Genomic DNA, 23,513 nt, shown 5'->3' with positions numbered 1-23,513 from the left:
CATGACTGGAAGCATCTTGATCATCGCGGCCTTCATGATCATTCCCTTGATCGTCGGGCTCGTCTCGGCCCGCAAGTCCCAGACGACGAGCGAAGACTTCTTCGTTCAGGGGCGGGCCATGGGCAGCATTGCCGTATTCTTCACGGTGGCGGCCACCTGGTGGAGCGCCTTTGCCTTCCTGGGATCGAATGCCACCTTCTACACCAGTGGCCCGATCTATCTCACCGCGCTTGCGTGGAACCTGCTCTTCGGCTTCATGTACTACTGGGTGGGCAAGCGCGTCTGGTATCTCGGCAAGCGCTTTGACTACCTGACGCCGTCAGACCTGATGGGCGATTTCTACAACAGTGAAGCACTCAGAGTCCTCGTTGCCGTCATCACGCTGATCTTTACCGTGCCATATCTGCAGATCCAGCTGACAGGCGGCGCCTACCTGATCGAGGTCGCCTCCGGTGGCGTCGTGCCCTTCTGGCTGGCCGCACTGCTGTTCTACTTCATCATCATCGTCTATGTGTGGGTCGGCGGAATTCGCGCCATCGCCTGGACAGATGTGATCTACGGGGCGCTGCTGTTCTTCGGCATGATGTATGCGGGCTACTACATCGCCGGCCAGGCAGGTGGTCCGACCAGCATGTTCGCTCAGCTCGCCAGCGACTCGCCCGCGCATCTGACGCTGCCGGGGCCGAATGGCAACATGGGCTACTCCATGTGGTTCTCGCTGTTCGTGATCGTGGCCATCGGCGCCTTCATGGGTCCCCAGATCTGGCTGCGCATGTATTCGGTGAAAAGCGGCAAGCTGTTCGGCTTGATGCCCTTCCTGCTGGGGCTCGCCGCCTTCGCCTACTTCGGCTCGGTACTCACGGGGTACACCGGGGTGCTGCTGGAGCCCGGCCTGGAAAATGCTGACCAGATCCTGCCCGTCATGCTGATGAACTATGCGCCCTATCTGCTGGCATCGCTGATCATGGCGGCTGGCGCGGCAGCGGCGATGTCTACCGCCAACTCCCAGATCCATGCGGTATCGACCGTCGTCACCATGGATATCTACAAGCGCTACGTGAACCCGCAAGCGGATCAGAAGCGCATCGTCCACATCGGGCGCCTGTCTCTGGTCGGCTTCTCTCTGGCGGCCTACATCCTGGCACTGACCGTTCCGGGGCTGCTCGTCACCATCGGGATCGCGGCACTGGCGGGCACCGCTCAGCTGATCGTGCCGACACTGGGCGCCATCACCTGGCGCAAGGCGCACCCGCAAGCGGCCTTCTGGGGCCTGATCCTAGGTATCGTGACCGTCCTCTGGCTGTCCTACGGCGCCAGCGTCAGCAACCCGCTTGGCCTGCATGCCGGCATCTGGGGCCTGATCCTCAATGCGTCAGCCTTCGTCATCATCAGCCTCGCCTTGCAGCGCAAGGATGCCGATGTGGTGGAACGCTTCGCGCAGGCGCGTCGGGATTACACCGCGGAATATCACCCAGAGCAGCTGGAAGATGATGTGGCTCCCTCACCTCAGGTGATCGAAGCCCGCTGACCAGCGACAAGGGCCTGCATTGCGCAGGCCCTTTTCATTGCCGAGCACGTCTCACGTGCCGAGAACGTCCTACGTGCGAGTACTTGATCGCAGTACCTGATAGCCGGCACTTGATAGCCAATGGACAGGATCTGACATGACTCCAGCCTCTATTCCCACGCAATTATCTGAATTGACCGCCACTGACGCCCTGACGCTATTCCGCCAGGGCGAGCTATCCCCTGTCGAGCTGACCCGGGATTGTCTGGAACGTATCGACACGCTCAACCCCAAGATCAATGCCTTCGTGCATATCGACCATGATGGGGCAATGAAGGCGGCGAGAGACGCCGAAGCCCGCTGGATGAACGGCTCGCCCTGCGGCCCGCTGGACGGTGTGCCGACAACACTCAAGGACCTGACGTTGTCCCGGGACATGCCGACCCGGTACGGCTCCGCCACCACATCACCCGACGGGGGGAGTGACGTCGATTCCCCCGTCACCGCGAGCCTGCGCAAGGCAGGCGCCGTCTTTCTCGGCAAGACAACCTCACCGGAGTACGGCTGGAAGGGAGTGACGGACAACCCGCTGCACGGCGTGACGCGCAATCCCTGGAATACCACGCTGACGTCGGGTGGATCCTCAGGCGGGGCTGGGGCAGCGGCCGCACTCAACCTGGGCATGCTCCATCAAGGAAGTGACGCGGGCGGTTCGATCCGCATTCCCTGCAGCTTTACCGGCACTTTCGGCCTGAAACCCACGTTTGGCTGGATACCTCAATGGCCGACCAGTGCCATGTCGACACTCTCACACCTGGGACCGATGACGCGGACGGCGTCCGATAGCGCCCTGATGCTTGCCAGCATGGCAAGACCGGATGCCCGAGACGGATTGCTCGGCAATCCACATGGCATTGATTGGAATGCGCCACTCCCATTGTCTCTTGAAGGATGGAAAATCGCTTACAGCCCGACGCTTGGGTATGTCGACGTTGCACAGGACATACGCCTGCGAGTGGACGAAGCGGTCGCTCTACTCTCGAGACTGGGCGCTGACGTCATCGAGATAGACCCCGGGTTTGCCTGTCCCCTCGATACCTTCAATACCTTGTGGTTCGCGGGTGCCACCCAGGTGGTCGAAAAGATGACCGACAGCCAGCGAGAGCACATGGACCCGGGCTTGCTGGACATTGCAGAGCGAGGAAACAACATTTCCTTGTCGCAATATCTGGCGGCAAGACGAGAGCGGACTGCACTTTGCGCACACATGCAATCCTTCCACGAGCAATGGGATTTGCTTGTCACCCCTACCCTGCCCATTTCACCCTTTGCCGCTGGGCACAACGTCCCACCCGGCAAGAAATACGCTGACTGGATGGACTGGACGCCGTTCAGCTACCCCTTCAACCTGACCCAACAACCCGCGGCATCACTCCCCTGCGGATTGGATGACAATGGACTGCCTGTCGGACTGCATCTGGTGGGAGGAAAGTTCCAGGACATGAAAGTGATGCATGCTGCCATGTTGCTTGAAGAGATGCTTCCTGGATTTGTCTATCCCAAGCCCTAGCCAAGAGAAGTTCCCAGCAAACGACTGTCGTCAATTGCCTATCGGCGACGCCGGTTTTCTTACGAGCTTGGCATGACACAAAGCGTCGATCAGACCCAGGCGGTCATCGCCGAGATCCTGGCCGGTGCCCGGCAGGTCAGCGCCGCGATCGATCGCCTCTGAGGCTAGCCGGCGCCATCCATCCGCCAGCCGTTGCATGCCCTTGCATACGAAGACGCCCCGCCCACGCTGAGAGATCATCAGCATGAGCGGGGCGTCATATTGCAGCGTGACAGCGGTTCCCGGCGCACTTCAGCCAGCCACAGAGCCGAGCGTCTTCTCCATCGTCGCGACCACTTCACGGCACAGCGCATCATCGAGTGCGTCGGCGTGCGGGGGTGCGAATCGCTGGGCGTCGTTGTCGAAGTACTGACCATTGGCGCCGGCGAACTCCTCATCCAGTGCCGCACGTACCAGGATATCGGCACCGATGCCCAAGTCCTTGCCCGGCACGCCGAAGCCTTCCTTGACCATCTTGCTGGCCAGCAGAGAGCCCGGGTTGACCGCGATCAGGATCGGCCCCTGGCCTTCCCAGTCCTGGGCAAGCGTGCGGGTCCACATGGTGATCGCGAGCTTGCTCTGGGCATAGGCCGCGTAGTGGTCGTTGAACGCGACCTCTCCGGTCAGCGCCTTCAGGTCCACGGAGGATTGAGCCGCCGAGGACAGGTTGACGACCCGCCCGGCCGGACGCAGTGCCGAAGCCAGTTTATGGGTGAGCAGATAGGGGGCAAGGGTATTGACCACGAAGCGCAGGTCGAGACCCTCAGCCGTCACGACGCTGGGGGCCTGGAAGACACCGGCATTGTTGATCAGGACATCCAGACTGGCGTTGGCCGCCAGCACTTCGCTTGCCAGTGAATCGATGGCGGCCAGATCGGACAGGTCGGCCACGAAACCGGCGACACGCTCAGCCCCCGCCAGCGCCGCAAGTTCGGCGACGACGCCATTGACCTTCTGCTCGCTACGCCCGTGGATCAGCACGCGATGGCCGCGCTCCAGCAGGGACTTGGCCGTGACCAGGCCGATGCCATCGGTAGAACCGGTGATAAGGATGGTTTTCATGCGCTCTCTCCTTGAAATGTCACACGACGCTTGAGACGCGAACGACAGGGCGTGCCGTATGGCCACACCCTGTCGTTCATCTGTGCCAGCGCAGTGTCAAAATGCTGCCGCCTGGATGGCTGGCGAGTCTCGCTATCAGGCCTCTCTATCAGGTCTCGCTATCAGACCTCGGCATCAGGCCTCAGCAGCAGGTCTTGGCATCAGACCTCGACGATGACCTTGCCGGTTGCCTTGCCGCTGCCCAGACGGGCGTGGGCCTGGCCCACTTCCTCAAGCGGGAAGACCTGATCATCGATGATCGGCTTGAGCGCGCCGGCATCGGCGATGCGCGCCATGTCGGCCAGAATCTCGTGGTGCTGCTGACGACGGAAGTCATGCAGCATCGGGATCAGCATGAAGACGACGTGCAGTGACAGGCCCTTGAAGTGCGCGGTGGTCAGGTCGATTTCCATGAAGGACACGGTCGTCGAGACATGGCCATTGAGCGCGGCAGCCTCGAAGGAGGTCGGCAGGTTGGCACCGCCGACGGAGTCGAACACGATGTCGAAGCCCTTGCCGTCGGTGTGCTTGGCCACATAGTCGGCGACCTGCTCATTGCGGTAATTGATGGCACTGGCACCCAGCCCTTCGACCAGCGTCTCGTGCTCATCACGACCGACGGTAGAGGCGACGTCGGCACCGAAGTGACGAGCCAGCTGGATGGCGATATGACCCACACCACCCGCACCACCGTGAACCAGCACCTTCTGACCGGCCTCGATGTTGGCGCGCTTGAGACCTTCATAGGCCGTGATGCCGACCAGCGGCAGCGCCGCGGCTTCCACCATGCTCAGGGACTTCGGCTTGTGGGCGATCAGGCGGACATCGGCGGCGATGTACTCGGCCAGCGTGCCCGGAAGGTCGGCTAGGCCACCAGCACAACCATAGACTTCATCCCCGATGGCGTAGCCTTCGACGCCCTCGCCCACGGCTTCGACGGTACCGGCGAAGTCCATGCCCAGCAGCGCCGGCAGTGCCGGAGACAGCGGCAGCTCAGGGCCCATCTCGCGAATCATGGTGTCGACGGTGTTGATGCTGGTGGCGGCGATGCGCACCAGTACCTGACCTGCCGCCGCTTGGGGCTTGGCGATTTCCGCCGCTTCGAACACCTCGGGACCACCGAATGATTTGACGAGCATCGCTTTCATGAGTCTGTCTCCTGCGTGGATGTGGAGCCAGCATAATTGTCATGGGCCTGAATGATAAACGGCGATAAACTACAATCAGTTTATTGGTTTTATTGAAAGTAATGGATGTGTTGGACGTATTGGGCGTAGTGAACGTCACGCACATTGCGCCAAGCCGTTGCTGGTGTGCCTCTCGCCATCGGGAGCCACGCACGTCGACGCAAATGAGGACACCCGCATGAATCTTGAGCACCTGAAGCTGTTCGTCCGTCTGGCCGCCGTGAACAGCATCAGTCAGGCCGGCGAGGACCTGGGGCTGTCGCCCGCCGTCGCCAGCTCTCACCTGCGCAAACTCGAGGACAGTCTGGGGGTGCGCCTGTTGCATCGCACCACGCGTCATGTGGCGCTGAGCGAAGAAGGCCGTGCCTTTCTCCCCCATGCAGAGGAGGTACTGATCAGCGCCGAGGCCGCGCGGGCTGCCGTCGGCATCGGCACGACCTCCCCCAGCGGCACCTTGCGCATCACCGCTTCTGCCTCCTTCGGGCGCATGCACCTGGTACCGGGCCTGGCCGGTTTTCTCGAGCGCTGCCCTGATCTGGAGCTGGACCTGCGCCTGACCGACACCATCGTCGATCTGGTCGAGGGCGGCTTTGATATCGCCATCCGCAACTCCGCCCTCAAGGATTCCAGCCTGATCGCACGGCGCCTGGCACCGGACAAGCGCATTCTGTGCGCCTCGCCGGACTATCTCGCGCGCCATGGCACGCCGACGCATCCCTCGATGCTGCACGAACACGAATGCCTGACCCTGATCGGCATGGACCAGTGGTGCTTTCAGTGCGAGAACGGCGTCGAGCCGATTCGCGTCAAGGGGCGTATCCGCACCGACAATGGCGAAGCCGTTCGTGACGCCTGCGCTGCTGGCCTGGGCATCACCCTGTCCTCGACATGGAGCATTTACCGCCACCTGGCCGAAGGCAGCCTGGTAGAGGTGCTGCCCGAGACGCCCTTGATCAGCGAGACCGGCATCTGGGCGGTCTATCCCAGCAACCGCCAGCTGGCCCCCAAGGTGCGCGCCTTCCTGGACTACTTCTCCGAATACTTCGGCAGCCCGCCCTATTGGGATGTCCAACAGGGCTGAGACGCCGGAAAGCCCGTCATCCCGCCGCCAGCACCCAGCGCTGAAGCATCGGCTTGTAGTGAGCGAAGTCCGGCGTCTGCATGCCGGCCACCTTGGCGGCATCATCCAGGCGCCGCACCTTGAGGATGGCCGCAAGCTGGGGCAGCTGGGCAAAGGCCGCGGCCTCCTGCGGCTCCATCGCCCCGCCCTGCAGGGCCAGGCTATCCAGCGAGGCCTGTGACAGACAGGCGCGATAGCTCGGCTCCACCGCGACCAGATAACGCTTGGCCGCCACGTGCTGGCGTACCGGCTCGACGATCTCGGCCGGGAAGAAGCGCGCCAGCCAGTCGGCACCGCTGACCTGGTGACGGTTGTCCTGGCCGTTCATCAAGACCTCCGGCGGCAGCGCATTGGCGTAATGCCCCACGTCATGCAGCAAGGCGGCCAGAATCACCGACTCGGATTCCCCCTGCTGCTCGGCCAGATGCGCCGCCTGCAACATGTGCTCGGCCATGGTCACCTCCTCGCCCAGATAGGAGTCCGCACCGTGCAGGGCGAAGATGTCCTCGATCAGGCCGACGATGCCCTCGGCGTTGGCAGGCTGAGTGATCATCGGGCGTTCTCCAGCAGGTTGAGAGTGGAATACAGGCTGTCGAGATCGGCGTAGGCGCCCTGCAGATGACGATTGCCACCGGCCACGAAGGCGGTACGGGCATGCATCACGCGACTGTTGTCGAACAGCAGGCAGTCCCCCGGGGCAAGGCGCAGGCGCGTGGCCTGCTCCGGCTGACCGATCACGCGCGCCCAGTCGTGATAGGCACGATAGAAGGCGCGTTGCGCCTCAAGCGGCAGCGGCAGCGAGGCGATGGAGCGGTTGTTGTAACGCACCTGGCGGATGTTGCCCTTGTGGTCGGTCTCGATGAACGGCACCCAGCTTCTGAGATCGGCATGGTCCGCGTCATGGAAGCGGAACGGCACCCGCGTGCGCGTCAGCAGCGCGAAACTCTCCGGCGCCAGTTCGCGCAGGCGCTCGGCGGCGGCGAAGCCATCCACCAGCAGGGTCTGGCCGCCTTCCACCTCGTTGCTCAGGCAATGCAGCAGCTGGATGCTCGGCGCCGGATCACGATAGGGATTGTCGGTATGCGCCCCGAGTCCGAGATTGCTGAAGGCGAGATTACTCGGCGAGACCTCGGTGCGAACATCGAACAGCTTACCGTAATTGGTTTCGCGCACATACCCGAACTGCTCGATCACCTCGAGCACCTTGCCCGGCTCGACAGGCACGCCACGCAGGCACACCACCCCGGTGTCACGGACCCAGGCCAGCGCCTTGCGACGTGCCTCTTCCCCGGCGATGACATCGGCCCACTCGACCCGGGCGACCGAGAACTCGCCGCCCTGCCACAGCGTCTTGTGCGCACTGCTGCGCTCATCGGGGAAGCCGGTGCTCAAGGCGGCCAGCTCATCGACGCCGTAGCGAATCTCGCGTGCATTGCTCAGTGTCACTCGCAGGACATCGCCCTCCTCAAGCGCCGCCTCGCTGATGGCGGCGTCCCAGTCGAGGTCGAGCACACTGTCCAGACGCTGGCCATTGGCATGGCGACGGGCGGGGTCATGGTCTTGCAGCCACAGCACATGCTGGGCAAGGGTCTGGCCATCATCCAGAGTCAGGTGAAGCTGTTCGGCGTCAAACGCGAGGCGAGGCATGCAGAGTCTTCCTGTCTGTCGAGTGCGATCACAAGCCGCAAGGCACGGCATGACGAACGGGTGTGGCAATCGCTCATGTCAAACGAGCGATCCGCCAGTGAATGCCCGCCATGCTAGTGAACGCAGACCCGTGACCATAGCGAGACTTTCTGGCGGCGAGCCTTAGTTTTTATGCGCGCAGACTGTCACGTCATCGTCATGCACGGCTGCAAGAATGAGCGCCCGGCCGCGTGCCGCGGCAGGATCTGCAGTCATGGCTTCAGCACCAGCCGCCGATGCGGCGACTGGCTCAGTCAAGCTGGAGTTCTGCATGTCGCGTCCTGCCTATCACCCTTCCCAGCGCCTCGCTCAGCGCCTACCTCCCTTCAATGCCCTGACCGCCTTCGAGGCCACCGCACGCCTCGGCAGCCTGACCCGCGCCGCCGCCGAACTGTGCATTACCCAGGGCGCCGTCAGTCAGCGCGTCAAGCAGCTGGAAGACTTCCTCGCGGTCAGCCTGTTCGTACGCCGCGGCAATCGCATCGAGCTGACCGATGAGGCGCATGCCTATCTGCCGCTGGTCAGTGGCGTGTTCGAGACCCTCAAGCGCGGCACCGCCACCCTCTTCCAGCACGATGAGCAACAGAGCCTGACACTGCGCTCCAATCACAGCTTCGTCGAATACTGGCTGATCCCCAGGCTCAAGGACTTCCAGCGCCTGCATCCGAACATCCAGGTCACGGTGCTGCCGCACAACCAGGTACTCCCGGACGAGCAGCCCGACGTCGATATCGAGATCATCAATGGCTACGGCGGCTGGTGTGGGCGCGAGTACGAGAAACTGGCCGATGAGCAGTGGGTCGTCGTGGCAAGCCCCACCTTCCTGCACCACTCCCTCGCCCCCAATGCCTCGCCCGCGAGCCCACTCGACGAGCTGGCCCGCGCGCCACGAATCGAGTGCATCGGCTACCGCGAAAGCTGGCTGGACTGGTTCCGGCTGCAGAAGTTTCGTGGCCACATCCCGCCGGCCGGTCTCAAGTTCGGCAATGCCAGTCTGGCGATTGCCGCGGCGCTCGAGGGGCACGGCTTCCTGCTCGTCCGCCAGTCCTTCGTGATGGACCTGATCAAGAACGGACGCCTGCAACTGGCCCACGCCTTGCGCATGCCCAGTACCAGCAGCCAGTACCTGCTGGTGTCTCCAGAACGCCGCCATGCCCCGGCGGTCAACGATTTCTGTGCCTGGTTGCGCAGCACCATGCACACCTCTCAGGCCAATCCTGTCACCAGCGAGATGCCCTCCCAGCCCCGCTAGCACGGGCAGGAAGACGCGAGCCTCAGAATTTCTAAGGCACAGTCGCAGTTTTTGTTGCGGCCAACGGCTGGCATCTGTCACGGAAACGTCATCATCTGCGCCAAAGATGACGCCTCAAGACGACAGCGTTGACGCAGTCCGACCGTCCCGGCGGGCTGCGCCACGAGCCAACCAACGGCCTGCCTGTCGGCCTGACCCGGTTTTGCGGAACCTGCTTGCTGTCACTGATGACCGTACCTGACGACCGCCCCTGACCACTGTCCCTGACTACCGTCCCTGACCGTTGCCCTTGCCTGGAGCCTGACATGAAGAAGCCCTTGATCGCCGCCATCGGCCTTGCCGCCTTCGCCCAACTGGCCGTCCCCCAGCTGGCCCATGCCGAGACACTGCGCACCCCGCATTGGGTCGAGTTCAGTGGCAAGGAGTCGCTGGACCCCATCTCCCCGACGCGCTTCTACTCGGCCAACCAGCTGATCTACAGCCGCCTGGTCCGTCAGGGCAGCAAGGGCGAGCCGGTGTCGGACCTGGCCTCCGAGTGGCAGGCCAATCCCGCTGCCGATGAGTGGACCTTCACGCTGCGTGACGGGGTCAGCTTCCACAACGGCAAGGCGCTGAGCGCGGATGACGTCATCTACAGCTTCACGCGTCTGCTCGACCCCGAGCGCGATGCTCCGGCACGTGCCGCGCTGTCAGTCATCGAGGACGTCAGCGTCAATGAGACCGGCCAGATCGTGTTCCGCCTCAGCCAGTCCCATGCTGACCTGCCGATTCTGCTGATGGATTACCGCGCCAAGATCGTGCCGGTCGGCTTTGATGACGACACCTCACTGCAGGGCATCGGCACCGGCCCCTTCAAGCTGGTCGAATTCGATCCGCAGGGCACCACTACCTTCGAAGCCTTCGCTGACTACTGGGAAGGCGCACCGAAGCTGGATGGCATGGACCTGATCGGCATTCCCGATGACAACGCCCGCACCCAGGCATTGCTGGCCGGCCAGATTGACTGGTCGGGCTGGAATGGCGTCAACGCCCAGCAGCTGCGCCTGTTCTCCAGCAACCCGGCCTACCACTACGACTCCATCGCCACCGGCGACTGGCGTGGCATGGTGTTCCGCGCCGACGACGAGGTCTTCCAGGATGTGCGCGTGCGCCGTGCGCTGCGTCTGGTGGCCGACCGTGAAGAGATGGTCAACCTGCTGTTCGGCAAGGGCGGTGCCACCATTACCTGTGACAACCCGGTCTGGAATGGCGATCAGTACAAGCTGGCGCAGCAATGCCCGCAGGACCTCGACACCGCTCGCAGCCTGCTGAGCGACGCGGGGTATGCCGATGGGCTGGAGATCGACGTCTACACCAGCGGCGTCGACAACTATTTCCGCCCGATGACGGAGCTCTACCAACGTCAGGCAGCCGAGGCCGGCATCACCGTCAACGTGCACAACGTGCCCGCGGCGGATTACTGGAACACCGCCTGGATGAAGAAGCCGGCCTTCACCGCGGCCTGGGGCCAGCGCCCCACCGATCAGGTGCTCAACGAGATCTTCCAGAGCGAGGCCAACTGGAACGAGTCGGCCTACAAGAACCCTGAATTCGATGCCCTGCTCGCCAAGGCACGCGCCACCCTGGATGACGAAGCACGCACCGAGCTCTATCACCAGGCCCAGGCGCTGCTGACCGAGACCGGCGCGACACTGATTCCCTTCCACCTCAACAACAACCGCGTCATGAAGCGTGAGGTGCATATCCCGGCAGTCGAACACTTCGCCATTCGCTGGCACCAGGTCGACAAGCAGGGAGAGAGCTGATGTCCCGCCCTGGCCTGATCCTGATCCTGATGGACGGCATCAGCAGTCAGCGCTTCGCCGAGACGCGGGCGCGCCTGCCGCATCTCGATGCCCTGGCCAGAGACGGCTTGCTGATCGAGCGCCTGGGTGCCGATACCAATGCCAATTCGATGCCCGCGCGAGCGGGCGTCCTGACCGGGCAATCGGCTCAGGTGCACGGCATCTATTCCAACGGCATCCATTGCCTCGGTGCTGAGACGGAGACGGAGACGGAGTCTGCATCTGTTACAGGGACTGAGACGGATAGCGACTGTCACGCCTCAGACGCCAACGCCGCTGCAGGGCATTTTCGACCAGCAGCGGTCGAGGACCTGCGTGGCGAGACCCTGCTCGAGGCCGCGCGCGTGGCAGGACTGCGGGTGGCCAGCCTCGGCTTCGGGCTGGCCCGCCCCGAGAGCTGCGACTGGTATCTGTCGCCCTGGTGGGAGGACGGCGACCTGCGCGCCAAGGGCATGACCGCGCCGCGTCTGAATCACTGGGATGCCCGCAATGACGCCCTGATGCGCGCGATGAGCAATGACCAGCAACTGCTCAACGAGGCGCTGTCGCTGATCGAGCGCGAAACGCCAGAGCTGGTGCTGCTCGAACTCAACACTCCCGATTACTGCCTGCATGTGCATGGCAATGATGATGCCCTGGTCGATGGGGCCCTGATGATGGTCGATGCCCAGCTCGGCAGCCTGCTGGCCGGCCTTGAAGCCATCGGCAAGCGCGAGGCCTATCACCTGTGTGTCTTCAGTGATCATGGTCATGCCCCGGTCCAGCGGGCGCTGGTGGCAGACCGCCTTCTACCGGATGTCGCGCTGCAATGTGATGGTGGCCTGTTGCTGGTGGCCTGTGACGATGACGAACGCCAACGCGAACAGGCCGCGCGCCTGGCCGAGTTCGGCGTCACGCCGCTCGCGGCATCCGACTTCCTGCCCCCGGATGTGAAGCATATCCAGCTCTATCAGGCACCGCCGGGCATGAGCTTCGAACCCGCCTGCAAGCATGCCCATCACGCAGAGCTGGTGGCGGCGCCCGGCTATGTCTCCACGCACGGTTTCGGCCCCGGCGCCACGTCGGACCAGCGCTTCGCCATTCTGCACGGCCCGTCAATCACTGCGGGCGAGCGCCTTGAACTCGAGTCACTGGCCCTCCACCCGCGCCTGCGTCAGGTGCTGGGCCTGCCGCCCCTCGGTGAGGCTTCGACGCCACAGCGGGCACGCGATCTTCAAGAGGTGAACTGAGATGTGGGCAATGCTGTTGCAGCGCTGCCTGTATGGCGGCTTCACGCTGGTCTTCGTGGCCTGCGTGGTGTTCTGGGTGATCGAGATGCTGCCCGGCGACTTCTGCGTCAACTATCTGGGACGCAGCATGACACCGATCAATCTCGCCCAGTGTCGCGCCGAGCTTGGCTTGGACACGCCGGTGACGACACGCTTCGTCAGCTGGTGGGGGCAGTTGCTGAGTGGTGATTTCGGCACCTCACTGACCAGTCGTGCACCGGTCAGCGCTACCTTGATGCCGCGTCTGGCCAACACCTTGCTGCTGGGCGGCATCGCGACCGTGATGGCCATTCCGCTGGCCATCCTGCTGGGGCTGATCGCGGCGCTCAAGCGCGACAGCTGGATCGACTCCAGCCTCTCCAGCCTGGTGCTGATCGCCATGACGGTGCCGGAATTCATCAGCGCCACCCTGCTGACCCTGGCCTTCGCCATCTGGCTGCCGTGGTTCCCTGCCATCACCGTGGCCGGTGCCAATGAGAGCCTGTGGAACCTGCTACCCGGTGTCTGGCTGCCCGCCATCACGCTGGCGCTGGTGGCCATGGCACACATGATGCGCATGACCCGCTCCAACACCATCAGCGTGATGGACAGCGACTTCATGAACATGGCGCGTATCCGCCAGCTGCCGCGCTGGCGTCTGGTGATCCGCCATCTGGCGCCGGCCGCCCTGCTGCCGACCATCAGTCTGGCCGCCATGACCATCGCCTGGCTGCTGGGCGGCGTGGTGATCGTCGAACAGGTCTTCAACTATCCGGGGCTGGGGCGCCTGATGATCTCGGCCATCAATGACCGCGACATGCCGGTGGTGCAGGCCTGCGCACTGGTGCTCTCCGTCACCTATGTGCTGTGCAATCTGGTCGCCGACATGCTGGTCATCGTGCTCAATCCCAAACTCAAGACAGCCTGAGTCACTCATGAACGCTTCTTCCTCGACGACCGCACGCGGCCCGCGGCTGGCCCTGGCCAGCCTGCCGGGTCAACACACCCTGGCGCTGCTGTGGGCCAATCGCCAGGGCCGCCTGGGCCTGGTGCTGATCGGCCTGCATCTTCTGCTGGCCGTCGCTGGCCGCTGGCTGGCGCCCCATGACATCTCTGCGGGTGACAGTCTCGCCTCGCTGCTGCCCCCCAGTGCCGAACATTGGCTGGGCACCGACCAGCTCGGCCGCGATGTCCTCAGCCGCACCCTGACCGGGGGCCGCGAGGCCATCTACACCTCTCTTCCAGCCGCCGTGCTGGCCGTGGTATGGGGCAGCGCCTGCGGCATGCTGCTGGCCATCATCGGTGGGCGGGTCGAGAACATCGCCATGCGTCTGGTGGACGCCCTGCTGTCGATTCCCTGGCTACTGTTCCTCTTGCTGGTCATCGGCGTGATGGGCCCCGGCCCGCTGGTCTTCATCCTGACTCTGGGCATCTTCTATGGCGTGGCGGTGGTGCGCGTGATGGTCACGGCGTGCCGCGAAGTGCTGTGCCTTGACTATATACAGGCCGCACGACTGCGCGGCGACAGCCTGATGCGCCTGCTGTGGCGCGAGATCAAACCCAACGTGCTCGACACCATCCTCGTCGAGCTGGCAATGCGCTGGTCCTGGGCATTGCTGGCCTTCAGCTCGCTGTCGTTTCTCGGCTTCGGCGTCTCCCCGCCGACCCCGGACTGGGGGCTGATGGTCGCCGATGGTCGCGGCTTCATGTCGTTTGCGCCCTGGGCCGTGCTGCCGCCCATCGTGGCGCTGTCCAGCCTGATCATCGCCATCAATCTGGTCGCCGACACCCTGGCCAAGACACTGGGCATCGACCGTGCGGGGCGCCCCGAATGATTCCGAACTCCAAAGGTGACGCCATGACGGACAACGCCGTGATCCGCGTTCGCGATCTCAACATCGGCTTTCATGATCGCCAGCAGACCTGGCGACCCGTGCTGCGCGGTATCAACCTGAGCCTGGGCCAGGGCGAGATTCTGGGTCTGGTGGGCGAGTCCGGCAGCGGCAAGAGCACCTTGGCCACGGCCATGCTGGGCCTGTTGCGTCGGGGCAGCCTGGTGCGCACCGGCGAGGTGAGTGTCGCCTCATCTGCGCCCGCCTCTGCCTCCACTTCTGCCACTGCCTCTACTTCTATCTCTACAAGTCATGACCCTCTTCACGACGAGCACCGCCGGCTGAGCTTTCATCATCACCCGGGGCGCTGGCTGGGCGAACTCAGGCTCGGGCTGGTCTCCCAGCATGCCGAAAAGGCCATGACGCCCCACCTCACGCTCGGCAGTCTGCTGTGCGAGACGCTGTTGTCACAGGGCGTGAAAGGCAAGGCGGAACGCGAACAGCAGGCCGTGGCATGGCTGCGACGCGTCCACCTCCCTCACCCCGAAGTGCTGATGCAGCGCTATCCGCACCAGCTTTCCGGCGGACAGCAGCAACGCGCCAGTCTGGCGCTGGCCCTGGCGCAACGCCCACGAGTGCTGGTGATGGATGAGCCGACCACCGGACTGGATGCCAGCACCCAGAATGAGATTCTGGCGCTGTTGGCCTCGCTGCGCGCTGAGCTGGGCATGAGCATCGTCTTCGTCAGTCATGATCTGGGCGCGGTATCTCACCTGTGTGACCGCGTCGCGGTGATGTACGCCGGTCAGCTGGTGGAGGTCGCCGCGACTCGCGACTTCCTCAACGGCCCGCGCCACCCCTATGGTCACGCGCTGCTGGCCGCGACGCCGGGCAGTCAGTGCTATCGACCTGACGCCGCGCTGGAAGGCACGCCGCCCCTGGTGGGAAGCGCCATCAAGGGCTGTGCCTTCGCACCGCGCTGTCCGCGCGCCAGTGATACGTGCCGTGACAGCGTGCCGAGCTGGCAAGGGCGATACGCCTGCCATCGTGCGCTGGAGGGTCATGAATCAGTGGGCAGAGCGCATGCGGAGAGCGGAGAAAGTGCGAAAAGTGCGGAAAGTGCGGAAAGTGCGAAAAGTAACGCAGCAACCAATGAGCGGGCCGATCGCGTAAAGAACGACTCGCAGCCAGCCACGTCACTGGACATCGCGCCGCTGCTGGCCGTGGAGTCGCTGAACCTGTGCTATCGCACGCCCGGCTGGCTGGCGCGCCTGCGCGGTGAAACGCCGGCGCTCACCGTCAGCGATGTGGCATTCTCGCTCCAGCAAGGCGAGACGCTGGCCTTGATCGGCGAATCCGGCAGCGGCAAGACCTCGATCCTCAAGGCGCTGGCCGGCCTGCTCTCCCCCGTCTCCGGACAGCTCAGTCTGCGTCAGGAGTCCTTGGCGGGATTGGTCGCCGAGCGGCGTCCGGTGCAGCGTCAGAAGATCCAGTACATCTTCCAGCATGCCAGCACGGCACTGAATCCTCGTCTGACCGTGTTCGAATCTCTCGCACCGGTGCTGTCTCGCTGGTTCGATCTCAAGGGCGATGGCGCCCGCCAGCGTGCCCAGTCGCTGCTGGAAGAAGTTCGCCTGCCCGCGCTCTATCTGGACCGTCTGCCCAGCCAGCTGTCGGGGGGCGAGCAGCAGCGCGTCGCCATCGCCCGCGCGCTGGCCGCCGAGCCCGACATCCTGCTGTGTGACGAGATCACCTCAGCACTGGATGTCTCGGTTCAGGCCGCCATCATTCGCCTGCTGCAACGCCTCAAGCGTGAGCGCGGCCTGAGCCTGGTCTTCGTCACCCATGACCTGGGGCTGGTCAGTCATTTCGCGGACCGCGTACTGGTGCTGCGCAATGGCCGCACCGAGCATCTGGGAGATGTCGCAAGTCTCGCCACAGGGGACCTGCCGCCCTATGTGCAAACCCTGATGGAGGCCAAGCTGGTCGCGGCATGACCCGGCTTTCTGTCCCGCCTGCCTGTCTCGGCTGCCTGTCCCAGCTTCGGATCGCCGCTGCTGATTACCTTCATGCAACGAAAAAAGCCCACCAATGGCGGGCAGGGAATGTCGGGACAGGACATTCAGGACAGGAAAGCGTTTGAGCAAGGACTCTGCAGTTGACGACGAGTGCGCACTTCCACACTGGCTTCCACTCAGCCAAAACACTTGCTCAAGCGTTCTTCTCTCTCACGTATTCTTCTCTGGGACACTGACCATCATGACGCGACACGATGGTCAGTGGGTCCATTCAGCAACTGACAGGGGCAAGTCGATGGCATATCGGCATCCTTGGCTGTCTTGCAGAGTCGGAGGACGTTCATCCGCCGACGAGAGATCATGCGCTTTCGTTCAAGGCATGCTCGACGCGTGTAGCAGAGACGCTCTTGCCAGCATCGTTGACGTAATCAGCCGAATCGCTCGCCAGTGCACGGGTGGTGCCCTGGATGCCGGCGTTGCTGATGGACTTCTGGACGCGGCTGGCAGCGACACTCATGCCGGTTTCCACGGCATCATCGTGATGCAGCGCGGCTTGCTGAGTCACCGGCTGTGCCTGGCCCATGATCACGCGATCACTGAGGGTGGCACGGACGCGGGCATCGGCTTCGCTGTCATTGGCAGAAGCCACGCCAGTGGCGGCAACGGACAATGCGGCAATGGCAAATAGAGACTTGAGGGATTGCATGGGGGTTATCCTGTCGAAAAAGGTCATGTCAGTGCAGACACCTGGCCTGCAAGCGCCTGACGCAGACGTCGGGCGTCTCAGACGTTGACGTCGCTCACGGCGTGACGAACACGGGTGCCGGCAACGCTATCGCCGGAATCATTGGCGACATCGAATTCCTGCAGATGGATGGAGCGATCATGGCCACGGATCTCGTCATCACCGGATGCCACCTGGAAACGGCCAGCAGCGGTGCTCATGCCGGTTTCCGCGAAGGTCGCCTGGGCGGTCGGAGCTTGCTGGGCAGAGCCATGGATGACGCTGTCACTGACGTTGTGCTGGACGCGCTTGGCAGCCGGGCTATCGTCGGCGGCGAAGGAGGCAGTGCTGACGATGGCGAGTGCGGCAGCAGCGATCAGAGTCTTGAGAGTGTTCATGGTGTATCTCCTCGATAAAAAGCAAAGCGATGATCAGACCCGGCAATCCAGGTCAGGCTTGACGATGGTTCAGACGTTGCTGTCGTTCAGGGCGTGCTGAACGCGAGTCGCTGCGACACTCTTGCCGGCATCGTTATCGAATGCCTGGCTGGCAGTGGCCACGGTGTGCGACTGACCATGGATGCGATCAGCACTGATGGACTGCTGAATGCGACCTGCCGCGACGCTCATGCCGGTTTCCGCGAAGCTGGCTTGCTGGGTAGCGGCTGACTGAGCGGTGCCGACGACGACGTCCTGGCTGATGGACTGCTGGACACGCTGGGCGGCCGGGCTGTCATCCGCGGCGAAGGTGGCGGTGCTGACGGTAGCGAGAGCGGCGGCGGCGATCAGAGTCTTGATGGTTTTCATGATGAATCTCCTCGATGAACAAAGTGGTCAGTGGGCGTGAGTGCCCGGGCAAGAAGCTGAATGACTCAGACGTTGCTGTCGCTCAGAGCGTGCTGAACGCGAGTCGCTGCGACACTCTTGCCGGCGTCATTGTCGAAGGCCTGCTCGCGGCTGACGGTGGCAACACCCTTGCCTTCGATGGCGGACTGATTGAGGGCAGTCTCGACACGACCTGCGGCAACGCTCATGCCGGTATCGGCGAAGGTGGCCTGGGCAGTCGGTGCCTGCTGGGCAGTGCCGACGACGACGTCCTGGCTGACGGACTGCTGAACACGCTGTGCGGCCGGGCTGTCATCCGCTGCGAAGGAGGCAGTGCTCACGGTAGCGAGAGCGGCGGCGGCGATCAGAGTCTTGAGGTTCAGAGTTTTCATGATGATTTTCCTTTGCTTGTCCTGGGCGATGTTGCCCTTGTGATGTCGTGTGCAGTCTCGGCTGCACCCGTCTAACTTGTTAACAGACTAATGATTATTTCGCTATCACACTAGCCGTGTCGCTGGCAGCTCACTGTTTCCATCAAAGAACCAGATTGCGATGCCTTGTCATTGCCTCGGTACCCGTAAGTGGTGAAGTCCCTCACCATGCAAAACCCTTGCAAGCTTTTTGCATCACTTCTGTACAACCATGAAGGTGCATGTCGCCAGTGATCGAATATCGATCAGTCACTCAGGTCTGCTCCGGTACCGCTGCCAGACGCTTCAACTTTGGTCGCGATCATGAGGAAGGCATTCGTCAGCAGTATGTCTTTCTACCCTGCTGAAACCCTCACCGTTGTGCTTGTAGAGTCTTACGCTTGCGCCAACGGGTTGGATGCATGCCATCTTCAAAAAAGTGGAAGGCGTCTTGACAGGTGCCAGCCATCGACCGAATCCAGACTGCCGTTTCGTGCAATGTGGAATGAGCGCATTGTGGACGAAACCCGCCACGCGAGATATCCCTCCACTGGAACAGCATTGATTCCAATCACGAACCAATGCATCACTCGCCTGACCAGCTGGACAGACACTGATCTACGACTTTGGTAATAAGCATAGTATTATCAACCGCTTACGAAGCCCGTGGACGCCCTCTCAAGTCACCTGTTTCAAGCACTCCCTGCGCCTCTGCGCTCCCCTTGCATCGCGACGGGCGATAAAAATTGTTGTCCAGACACGAAAACGCGGAGCCATTGGAAGATGGCTCCGCGTTTTTCATGCTGCTGCACCGCGACTCAATAGCCCGGGTATTTCTCCCAGGCCCACTTTTCATCCTTGCCACCACCCTCGGTGTAGAGCTCCCAGCGGGGGCAGTCGTGCAGGTCGTTGGCGATCTCGCCGATCACATCACTCAGTTCAAGGGGCGCCAGCCAGTCACTCGGTATCGCCTCCTCGCCCCATTGCGCCCCGAGCAGATTGCCCGTGATGGCCCCGGTGGAATCCGAATCCCCGTCGTGATTGACCGCGAGCTGAATCGCAGAGCGGTAATCCCGGGCAGTGTGCGCGCAGTAGACAGCGATTGCCAAAGCCTCTTCCGCGATCCACCCCAGCCCCAGCAATACCACTGCGGCCGGCGCCGACGTCTCGGACTCGGCCAGCGCGCGGGCTTGCTCCAGGGCCTGCAAGGTGTCACCACAGCCCGGCTTGCGCGCGAGTATACGCAGAGCATGCGCGAGTGCCTGTGCCATCGAATCCCCCGCCACCAGACACTGGATCATCACCGCCAGCACGCCGCCGGTCAGCTGGCCGGTGACGTGCCCATGGGTCAGCGCACAGACCTCTTCTCCGAGTTCGAAGCACATCTCATGGGAGGCTCCCATCGCATGCGCGAACAAGCCGACAGGTGCCACACGCATCACCCCACCACAGCCCTTGCTGTCGTTCTGCGCCTTGTCACCGTAGGCACGCATCTGCTTGAGCGCGGACAGACACGTCATGCCCGGGGCACGCCGCGAATGGAGCTCGCGCTGCTTGATCAGCCAGCCACTGTCCAACCATTCCTGCTCGGCCTCCTTCCGCGAGCGTTCGCCCTGGGTGTAAAGCCAGCGCTCGTAGGCGCTGCTGACCAGGCCACTTTGCGTCGTGATGCCTCTCAAGCAGCCACGCACATGACTGCGCAGCAGGCCCTCGGCAGTAAACAGCGTCATCTGCGTATCATCGGTAATCCGCCCCAGCCCACCATAGGCCGGTGCATAGTCGGCTATTCCATCACTGCCGAAGCGCGCCTGGATCTCCTCGTGCGACAGGAATTCCACCGCCGCCCCCAAGGCGTCGCCCACCGCACCACCCAACAGGCAACCACGAAACCGCGATGTCATCTCAAGCGTCATGTGCCTCTCCCCTGCGTGACCTTCAGGTGGCGTCAGCCACCCTCAATACGTCTTACGCTATCAGCATCTGCGCATTTGCTGAAAAGCAGGCTCAACCAGTGGTGCACATATTCAGGCAGAACTGGATGGGCGCTTAGTATCGGCAGGCGTGAGGTTGGCAGCACCGAAGACAACGCCGATGACAACGCCGATGACAAGCCCGACGATAGAGACCCTCATACAAGAACGGCCGCCCAAGAGGCGGCCGTTCTTCTTCATGCAGTTGTGACTTTCCGCGGTGTGCTCTCAGCGATCACTCTGCTGCTCGATCTACACGGAGGTTCAGGAGGCCAGCTTGAGGATATCGTCATACAAGGCTCTCGAAAGCGTGACGCCCCCTTCTTGATGCTTCTGGCGAGCCTTGAAGCGACGCTCGGAGGAGAGCCTTGCGCCCTGCTGCTTCACGAGTTCGAACAGCCTTTCAGAGCGCAGCATGTGCTGCTGGGTGCTGCCACCCGTGAGGCGCGCGGGATCTATCGCGATGATCAACTCCCCATGATACGGCAGGCTCCCCTTGCCCTGATCATGTTCGCTGGATTCGATACTCAGCATGTCGCCGATCAGCGGCCCTGCAATCAACTCGATCATGATCGCCAGCGCAGAGCCCTTGTGATCACCGAAGGGCAGCATCGCGCCATGATCCAGCACTTCCGTCGGGTCCTGCGACGGCTCACCCTCTCGATCGACACCCCAGCCGAGCGGAATCTTGTCCCCCTGGCGACGATGCAGCTCGATATCGCCGCGCGCGATGGCACTGGTGGCGAAATCGAATACGTACGGGTTACCGTCCTCGCGCGGCCAGCCAAAGGCGAGGGGATTGGTCCCCAGCAGAGGCTGACTGCCACCATACGGCGCCATGTACGACTGAGTCGGATTGCAGGCGATAGCGACCAGTCCTTCACGCGTCAGTCGCTCGATCTCTACCCACAATGCCGTGCCATGCACGCAATGATTGATGGCCAGAATGGCAATGCCATTGGCTCGCGCCTTGTCGAGCAGCTCAGGCACACCCTGCTGGAAGGCCAGCGACGAGAAGCCCCCCTTGGCATCCACCTTGACGATGGAGGGCGCCGTATCCTCGACCACCGGCACGGCGTCCGGCACCACACCGCCATTGTTCAGTGTCGCGACGAACCCCATCAGGCGATAGAGCCCATGGGAGCGACAGCCGTCCATTTCCGCCGCTACCAGCGCGTCACTCATGGCATCGACATGTGGCTCACTGAACCCATGGTGGCTCAGCACCTCGTGACATAGCGTCTTGAGCGCTGCCCGATCGAGATTGACGTCCATTCCTGTCTCTTCCTGTGTTGCATCACTCATACGAACTCATTCCTTTCCAATAAGGTGTCCATCATTTCCATGACGGTCCGCTGATGGCATCAGGCAACCACAGCGCCAGTCCCGGGAAGGCCAGGATCAGCGCCAACACCACCAGCTGCAGGAAGATGAAGGGCATCACCCCCTTGTACATGTGCTTCAGCGTCACTTCAGGAGGTGTGATGGCACGCAGATAGAAGATGGAGGGCGCCAACGGCGGTGTCAGATAACTCGTCTGCATCACGATCAGGAAGGCCACGCAGAACCAGATCTCATCGAACCCGAGCAGGCCGATGACCGGCATCGCCACGGGGATGACGATCAGGACCACCGAGATCATGTCGAGCACGAAACCGGCCAGGAAGGCGATCAGCAGGATGGCGCCGAGAATCAGCCACGGGCTCAAGCCGGTATCCAGCAGCAACGACTGTACGGTGGCCATCCCGCCGGAGGCGAAGAAGACGCCCGCGAACATGTTGCCGCCCAGCACGATCAGCAGAATCATCGCGGTGATGTTGAGTGTGCGTATCGCCGCGTTCCACAGGGTGGACAGCGTGAGATTGCGATACCCCAGCGCCAGCAATACGGAGCCGAGCGCCCCACAGGCCGCCGCTTCCGTCGGCGTGGCGATGCCCATCAGAATCGTGCCCAGCACCACCAGGATCAGACTCATGGTCGGCAGCAGCGCACTCAGGGTAATGGTGAGCAGCTTGCCCCACCCCGGATGCTGCTCATCTTCCTTGAGTCGCGGCGCAAGGGCTGGCTTCAGCGCACAGACCACGACGATATAGAGGAGGAACAACAGCGCCATCAACAGGCCCGGGATCAGCAGACCACTGAACAGTGATCCGACCGAGACCCCGGCTACAGGCCCGAGAATGACCACGGTAATGGAAGGCGGAATCGCCGTGCCCAATGAGCCACTGGCACAGATGGTGCCGGAGATCAGCGACTTGTCGTAGTGATGCTTGAGCATGACCGGCACGGCCAGCATGCCGATCACCGCCTCGGTGGCCCCGACGACACCACTGGCGGCGGCGAAGATGGTGCCCATGATGACCGCACCGACGCCCAGCCCGCCGGGCATCCGACGTGTCCACAGATGGATGGCCCCGAACAGTCGCTCGGCAATGCCGGAATTCTCGAGCATCGCGCCCATGAAGATGAACAAGGGCACGGCAGCCAGAATGGAATTGGACGCCGTGTCCTCGATCTTGGTCAGCAGTTGATAGGCCGCGGCATCCCCGAACTGGGCAACACCAAAGACGGTAGCGACAACGATCATCGAGAACGCGATCGGGAAACCGAGCACGATCAGAGCGATGAGCGCAGGGAACATGATGAGGGCAATGAAGTCGCTCATGAGGACACCTCCGCGCCATGATCATGGCCCAGCAGTGTGCTCCAGAGCTTCAACATCTCCGCGATCACCTGCAGCGTCAGATAGACGAAGCCCAGCCACCACACGCCGAAGACCGGCCAGATCACCGGATTCCAGGCAGAACGCCCGGAGCGCTCATTGCTGGAGAACGCCTCGAGCGCATAGAGCGACAGCTCCCAGACAAGCCACATCAATACCGGCAGCAATACCGCATAACAGGCCAGATGAACTCCAGCTCTGAGACGCGGTGCAAAATTCTGGCTCAACACATCCACACTGACGTGCTGGCCGACACGCAGGGCATTTGCCATGCCAAGCATGAAGATGGCGCCCATCACCATGTAGCTGACTTCAAACGCCCATAAAGTGGGCTTTCCCAGCACATAACGACTGAAGACTTCATAGACCAACGCAAGCACCAGCGGCAGTATCAAGACTGCCCCCAGATACCCGGCCCAGCGGGTCTGGCGCTCAATGACAGCGACGATTTTCATGGCAA

21 protein-coding genes are annotated in these 23,513 nt (G+C 62.6%); 9 read left to right on the top strand and 12 right to left on the bottom strand.

Features of this window, described 5'->3' with window-relative positions; translation table 11 throughout:
• Window position 1: 1 nt before the first annotated feature.
• Both HA399_RS06820 and HA399_RS06815 read left to right on the top strand, forming a co-directional pair.
• Window positions 2–1,528, top strand: coding sequence for a sodium:solute symporter family protein (locus tag HA399_RS06820; protein ID WP_248378983.1), 1,527 nt, complete (start codon window positions 2–4; stop codon window positions 1,526–1,528).
• Window positions 1,529–1,664: 136 nt separating this feature from the next.
• A complete protein-coding gene (locus tag HA399_RS06815) occupies window positions 1,665–3,077 on the top strand; it encodes an amidase (protein WP_404326557.1) in 1,413 nt (470 codons plus the stop codon).
• Window positions 3,078–3,368: 291 nt separating this feature from the next.
• Here HA399_RS06815 and HA399_RS06810 read toward each other — a convergent pair whose 3' ends face one another.
• Together HA399_RS06810 and HA399_RS06805 are read right to left on the bottom strand one after the other, a co-directional pair.
• Window positions 3,369–4,178, bottom strand: coding sequence for an SDR family NAD(P)-dependent oxidoreductase (locus tag HA399_RS06810; protein ID WP_404326556.1), 810 nt, complete (start codon window positions 4,176–4,178; stop codon window positions 3,369–3,371).
• A 200-nt stretch (window positions 4,179–4,378) separates the two neighbouring features.
• The gene (locus HA399_RS06805) at window positions 4,379–5,365 is read right to left on the bottom strand and encodes a zinc-dependent alcohol dehydrogenase family protein (protein ID WP_107335034.1); all 987 of its coding nucleotides are present in this window, start codon (window positions 5,363–5,365) and stop codon (window positions 4,379–4,381) included.
• 217 nt (window positions 5,366–5,582) lie between these two features.
• On the opposite strand from HA399_RS06805, the gene HA399_RS06800 reads away from it, so the two are divergent.
• Window positions 5,583–6,485, top strand: a complete 903-nt coding sequence (locus HA399_RS06800; RefSeq protein WP_043332286.1) for a LysR family transcriptional regulator — start codon at window positions 5,583–5,585, stop codon at window positions 6,483–6,485.
• A 16-nt stretch (window positions 6,486–6,501) separates the two neighbouring features.
• Here HA399_RS06800 and HA399_RS06795 read toward each other — a convergent pair whose 3' ends face one another.
• Together HA399_RS06795 and HA399_RS06790 are read right to left on the bottom strand one after the other, a co-directional pair.
• Complete coding sequence (locus HA399_RS06795) at window positions 6,502–7,077, bottom strand: HD domain-containing protein (RefSeq protein ID WP_404326555.1); 576 nt, start codon at window positions 7,075–7,077, stop codon at window positions 6,502–6,504.
• On the bottom strand, window positions 7,074–8,171 hold the full coding sequence (locus tag HA399_RS06790; protein WP_404326553.1) for a TauD/TfdA family dioxygenase: 1,098 nt from the start codon (window positions 8,169–8,171) through the stop codon (window positions 7,074–7,076). The genes HA399_RS06795 and HA399_RS06790 overlap by 4 nt, the downstream gene beginning before the upstream one ends.
• Window positions 8,172–8,424: 253 nt before the next feature.
• Between HA399_RS06790 and HA399_RS06785 the strand changes: the two genes are divergently transcribed.
• The 6 genes from HA399_RS06785 to HA399_RS06760 all read left to right on the top strand — a co-directional run bounded on the left by HA399_RS06785 (window position 8,425) and on the right by HA399_RS06760 (window position 16,382).
• Window positions 8,425–9,462 (top strand): LysR substrate-binding domain-containing protein, encoded by a 1,038-nt coding sequence (locus HA399_RS06785; protein ID WP_052384372.1) that lies wholly within the window; start codon window positions 8,425–8,427, stop codon window positions 9,460–9,462.
• Window positions 9,463–9,767: 305 nt separating this feature from the next.
• Window positions 9,768–11,267 (top strand): ABC transporter substrate-binding protein, encoded by a 1,500-nt coding sequence (locus tag HA399_RS06780; RefSeq protein ID WP_279836669.1) that lies wholly within the window; start codon window positions 9,768–9,770, stop codon window positions 11,265–11,267.
• Window positions 11,267–12,535, top strand: coding sequence for an alkaline phosphatase family protein (locus HA399_RS06775; protein WP_404326552.1), 1,269 nt, complete (start codon window positions 11,267–11,269; stop codon window positions 12,533–12,535). The genes HA399_RS06780 and HA399_RS06775 overlap by 1 nt, the downstream gene beginning before the upstream one ends.
• A gap of 1 nt (window position 12,536) precedes the next feature.
• Entirely contained in the window at window positions 12,537–13,481 is a 945-nt protein-coding gene (locus HA399_RS06770) for an ABC transporter permease (RefSeq protein WP_404326551.1), read from the top strand.
• Window positions 13,482–13,488: 7 nt separating this feature from the next.
• Window positions 13,489–14,388, top strand: coding sequence for an ABC transporter permease (locus HA399_RS06765; protein WP_404326549.1), 900 nt, complete (start codon window positions 13,489–13,491; stop codon window positions 14,386–14,388).
• Between the two features lie 23 nt (window positions 14,389–14,411).
• Window positions 14,412–16,382: an ABC transporter ATP-binding protein gene (locus tag HA399_RS06760; protein WP_404326548.1), complete on the top strand. Its 1,971-nt coding sequence runs from the start codon at window positions 14,412–14,414 to the stop codon at window positions 16,380–16,382.
• Window positions 16,383–16,761: 379 nt separating this feature from the next.
• Here the strand turns inward: HA399_RS06760 and HA399_RS06755 are convergent, their stop codons facing one another.
• From HA399_RS06755 to HA399_RS06720, 8 genes are all read right to left on the bottom strand, one after another.
• Entirely contained in the window at window positions 16,762–17,109 is a 348-nt protein-coding gene (locus HA399_RS06755) for a hypothetical protein (RefSeq protein ID WP_043332305.1), read from the bottom strand.
• Window positions 17,110–17,186: 77 nt separating this feature from the next.
• The gene (locus HA399_RS06750; RefSeq protein ID WP_404326546.1) at window positions 17,187–17,525 is read right to left on the bottom strand and encodes a hypothetical protein; all 339 of its coding nucleotides are present in this window, start codon (window positions 17,523–17,525) and stop codon (window positions 17,187–17,189) included.
• A 69-nt stretch (window positions 17,526–17,594) separates the two neighbouring features.
• Window positions 17,595–17,933, bottom strand: a complete 339-nt coding sequence (locus HA399_RS06745; RefSeq protein WP_054555881.1) for a hypothetical protein — start codon at window positions 17,931–17,933, stop codon at window positions 17,595–17,597.
• Window positions 17,934–17,998: 65 nt separating this feature from the next.
• On the bottom strand, window positions 17,999–18,343 hold the full coding sequence (locus HA399_RS06740) for a hypothetical protein (protein ID WP_043334022.1): 345 nt from the start codon (window positions 18,341–18,343) through the stop codon (window positions 17,999–18,001).
• Window positions 18,344–19,179: 836 nt separating this feature from the next.
• Window positions 19,180–20,274 (bottom strand): ADP-ribosylglycohydrolase family protein, encoded by a 1,095-nt coding sequence (locus HA399_RS06735; RefSeq protein ID WP_404326545.1) that lies wholly within the window; start codon window positions 20,272–20,274, stop codon window positions 19,180–19,182.
• A gap of 321 nt (window positions 20,275–20,595) precedes the next feature.
• Window positions 20,596–21,636, bottom strand: coding sequence for an Ldh family oxidoreductase (locus tag HA399_RS06730; RefSeq protein WP_404326543.1), 1,041 nt, complete (start codon window positions 21,634–21,636; stop codon window positions 20,596–20,598).
• Window positions 21,637–21,667: 31 nt separating this feature from the next.
• Window positions 21,668–22,996: a TRAP transporter large permease subunit gene (locus tag HA399_RS06725; RefSeq protein ID WP_279836679.1), complete on the bottom strand. Its 1,329-nt coding sequence runs from the start codon at window positions 22,994–22,996 to the stop codon at window positions 21,668–21,670.
• A complete protein-coding gene (locus HA399_RS06720) occupies window positions 22,993–23,508 on the bottom strand; it encodes a TRAP transporter small permease subunit (protein WP_043334025.1) in 516 nt (171 codons plus the stop codon). Before HA399_RS06720 ends, HA399_RS06725 begins: the two co-directional genes overlap by 4 nt.
• Between the last annotated feature and the right edge of the window lie 5 nt (window positions 23,509–23,513).

It is taken from the genome of Cobetia sp. UIB-001 (assembly GCF_044789135.1).
GTDB classification, from domain to species: domain Bacteria; phylum Pseudomonadota; class Gammaproteobacteria; order Pseudomonadales; family Halomonadaceae; genus Cobetia; species Cobetia amphilecti.
The sequence above is the reverse complement of the archived record's forward strand: the minus strand, read 5'-3'. Positions and strand labels throughout refer to the sequence as shown.

Bases quoted from the DNA above. Each gene is read 5' to 3' on its own strand.
- HA399_RS06820 (WP_248378983.1), top strand. From the start codon at position 2: ATGACTGGAAGCATCTTGATCATCGCGGCCTTCATGATCATTCCCTTG.
- HA399_RS06815 (WP_404326557.1), top strand. From the start codon at position 1,665: ATGACTCCAGCCTCTATTCCCACGCAATTATCTGAATTGACCGCCACT.
- HA399_RS06810 (WP_404326556.1), bottom strand. From the start codon at position 4,178: ATGAAAACCATCCTTATCACCGGTTCTACCGATGGCATCGGCCTGGTC.
- HA399_RS06805 (WP_107335034.1), bottom strand. From the start codon at position 5,365: ATGAAAGCGATGCTCGTCAAATCATTCGGTGGTCCCGAGGTGTTCGAA.
- HA399_RS06800 (WP_043332286.1), top strand. From the start codon at position 5,583: ATGAATCTTGAGCACCTGAAGCTGTTCGTCCGTCTGGCCGCCGTGAAC.
- HA399_RS06795 (WP_404326555.1), bottom strand. From the start codon at position 7,077: ATGATCACTCAGCCTGCCAACGCCGAGGGCATCGTCGGCCTGATCGAG.
- HA399_RS06790 (WP_404326553.1), bottom strand. From the start codon at position 8,171: ATGCCTCGCCTCGCGTTTGACGCCGAACAGCTTCACCTGACTCTGGAT.
- HA399_RS06785 (WP_052384372.1), top strand. From the start codon at position 8,425: ATGGCTTCAGCACCAGCCGCCGATGCGGCGACTGGCTCAGTCAAGCTG.
- HA399_RS06780 (WP_279836669.1), top strand. From the start codon at position 9,768: ATGAAGAAGCCCTTGATCGCCGCCATCGGCCTTGCCGCCTTCGCCCAA.
- HA399_RS06775 (WP_404326552.1), top strand. From the start codon at position 11,267: ATGTCCCGCCCTGGCCTGATCCTGATCCTGATGGACGGCATCAGCAGT.
- HA399_RS06770 (WP_404326551.1), top strand. From the start codon at position 12,537: ATGTGGGCAATGCTGTTGCAGCGCTGCCTGTATGGCGGCTTCACGCTG.
- HA399_RS06765 (WP_404326549.1), top strand. From the start codon at position 13,489: ATGAACGCTTCTTCCTCGACGACCGCACGCGGCCCGCGGCTGGCCCTG.
- HA399_RS06760 (WP_404326548.1), top strand. From the start codon at position 14,412: ATGACGGACAACGCCGTGATCCGCGTTCGCGATCTCAACATCGGCTTT.
- HA399_RS06755 (WP_043332305.1), bottom strand. From the start codon at position 17,109: ATGCAATCCCTCAAGTCTCTATTTGCCATTGCCGCATTGTCCGTTGCC.
- HA399_RS06750 (WP_404326546.1), bottom strand. From the start codon at position 17,525: ATGAACACTCTCAAGACTCTGATCGCTGCTGCCGCACTCGCCATCGTC.
- HA399_RS06745 (WP_054555881.1), bottom strand. From the start codon at position 17,933: ATGAAAACCATCAAGACTCTGATCGCCGCCGCCGCTCTCGCTACCGTC.
- HA399_RS06740 (WP_043334022.1), bottom strand. From the start codon at position 18,343: ATGAAAACTCTGAACCTCAAGACTCTGATCGCCGCCGCCGCTCTCGCT.
- HA399_RS06735 (WP_404326545.1), bottom strand. From the start codon at position 20,274: ATGACGCTTGAGATGACATCGCGGTTTCGTGGTTGCCTGTTGGGTGGT.
- HA399_RS06730 (WP_404326543.1), bottom strand. From the start codon at position 21,636: ATGAGTGATGCAACACAGGAAGAGACAGGAATGGACGTCAATCTCGAT.
- HA399_RS06725 (WP_279836679.1), bottom strand. From the start codon at position 22,996: ATGAGCGACTTCATTGCCCTCATCATGTTCCCTGCGCTCATCGCTCTG.
- HA399_RS06720 (WP_043334025.1), bottom strand. From the start codon at position 23,508: ATGAAAATCGTCGCTGTCATTGAGCGCCAGACCCGCTGGGCCGGGTAT.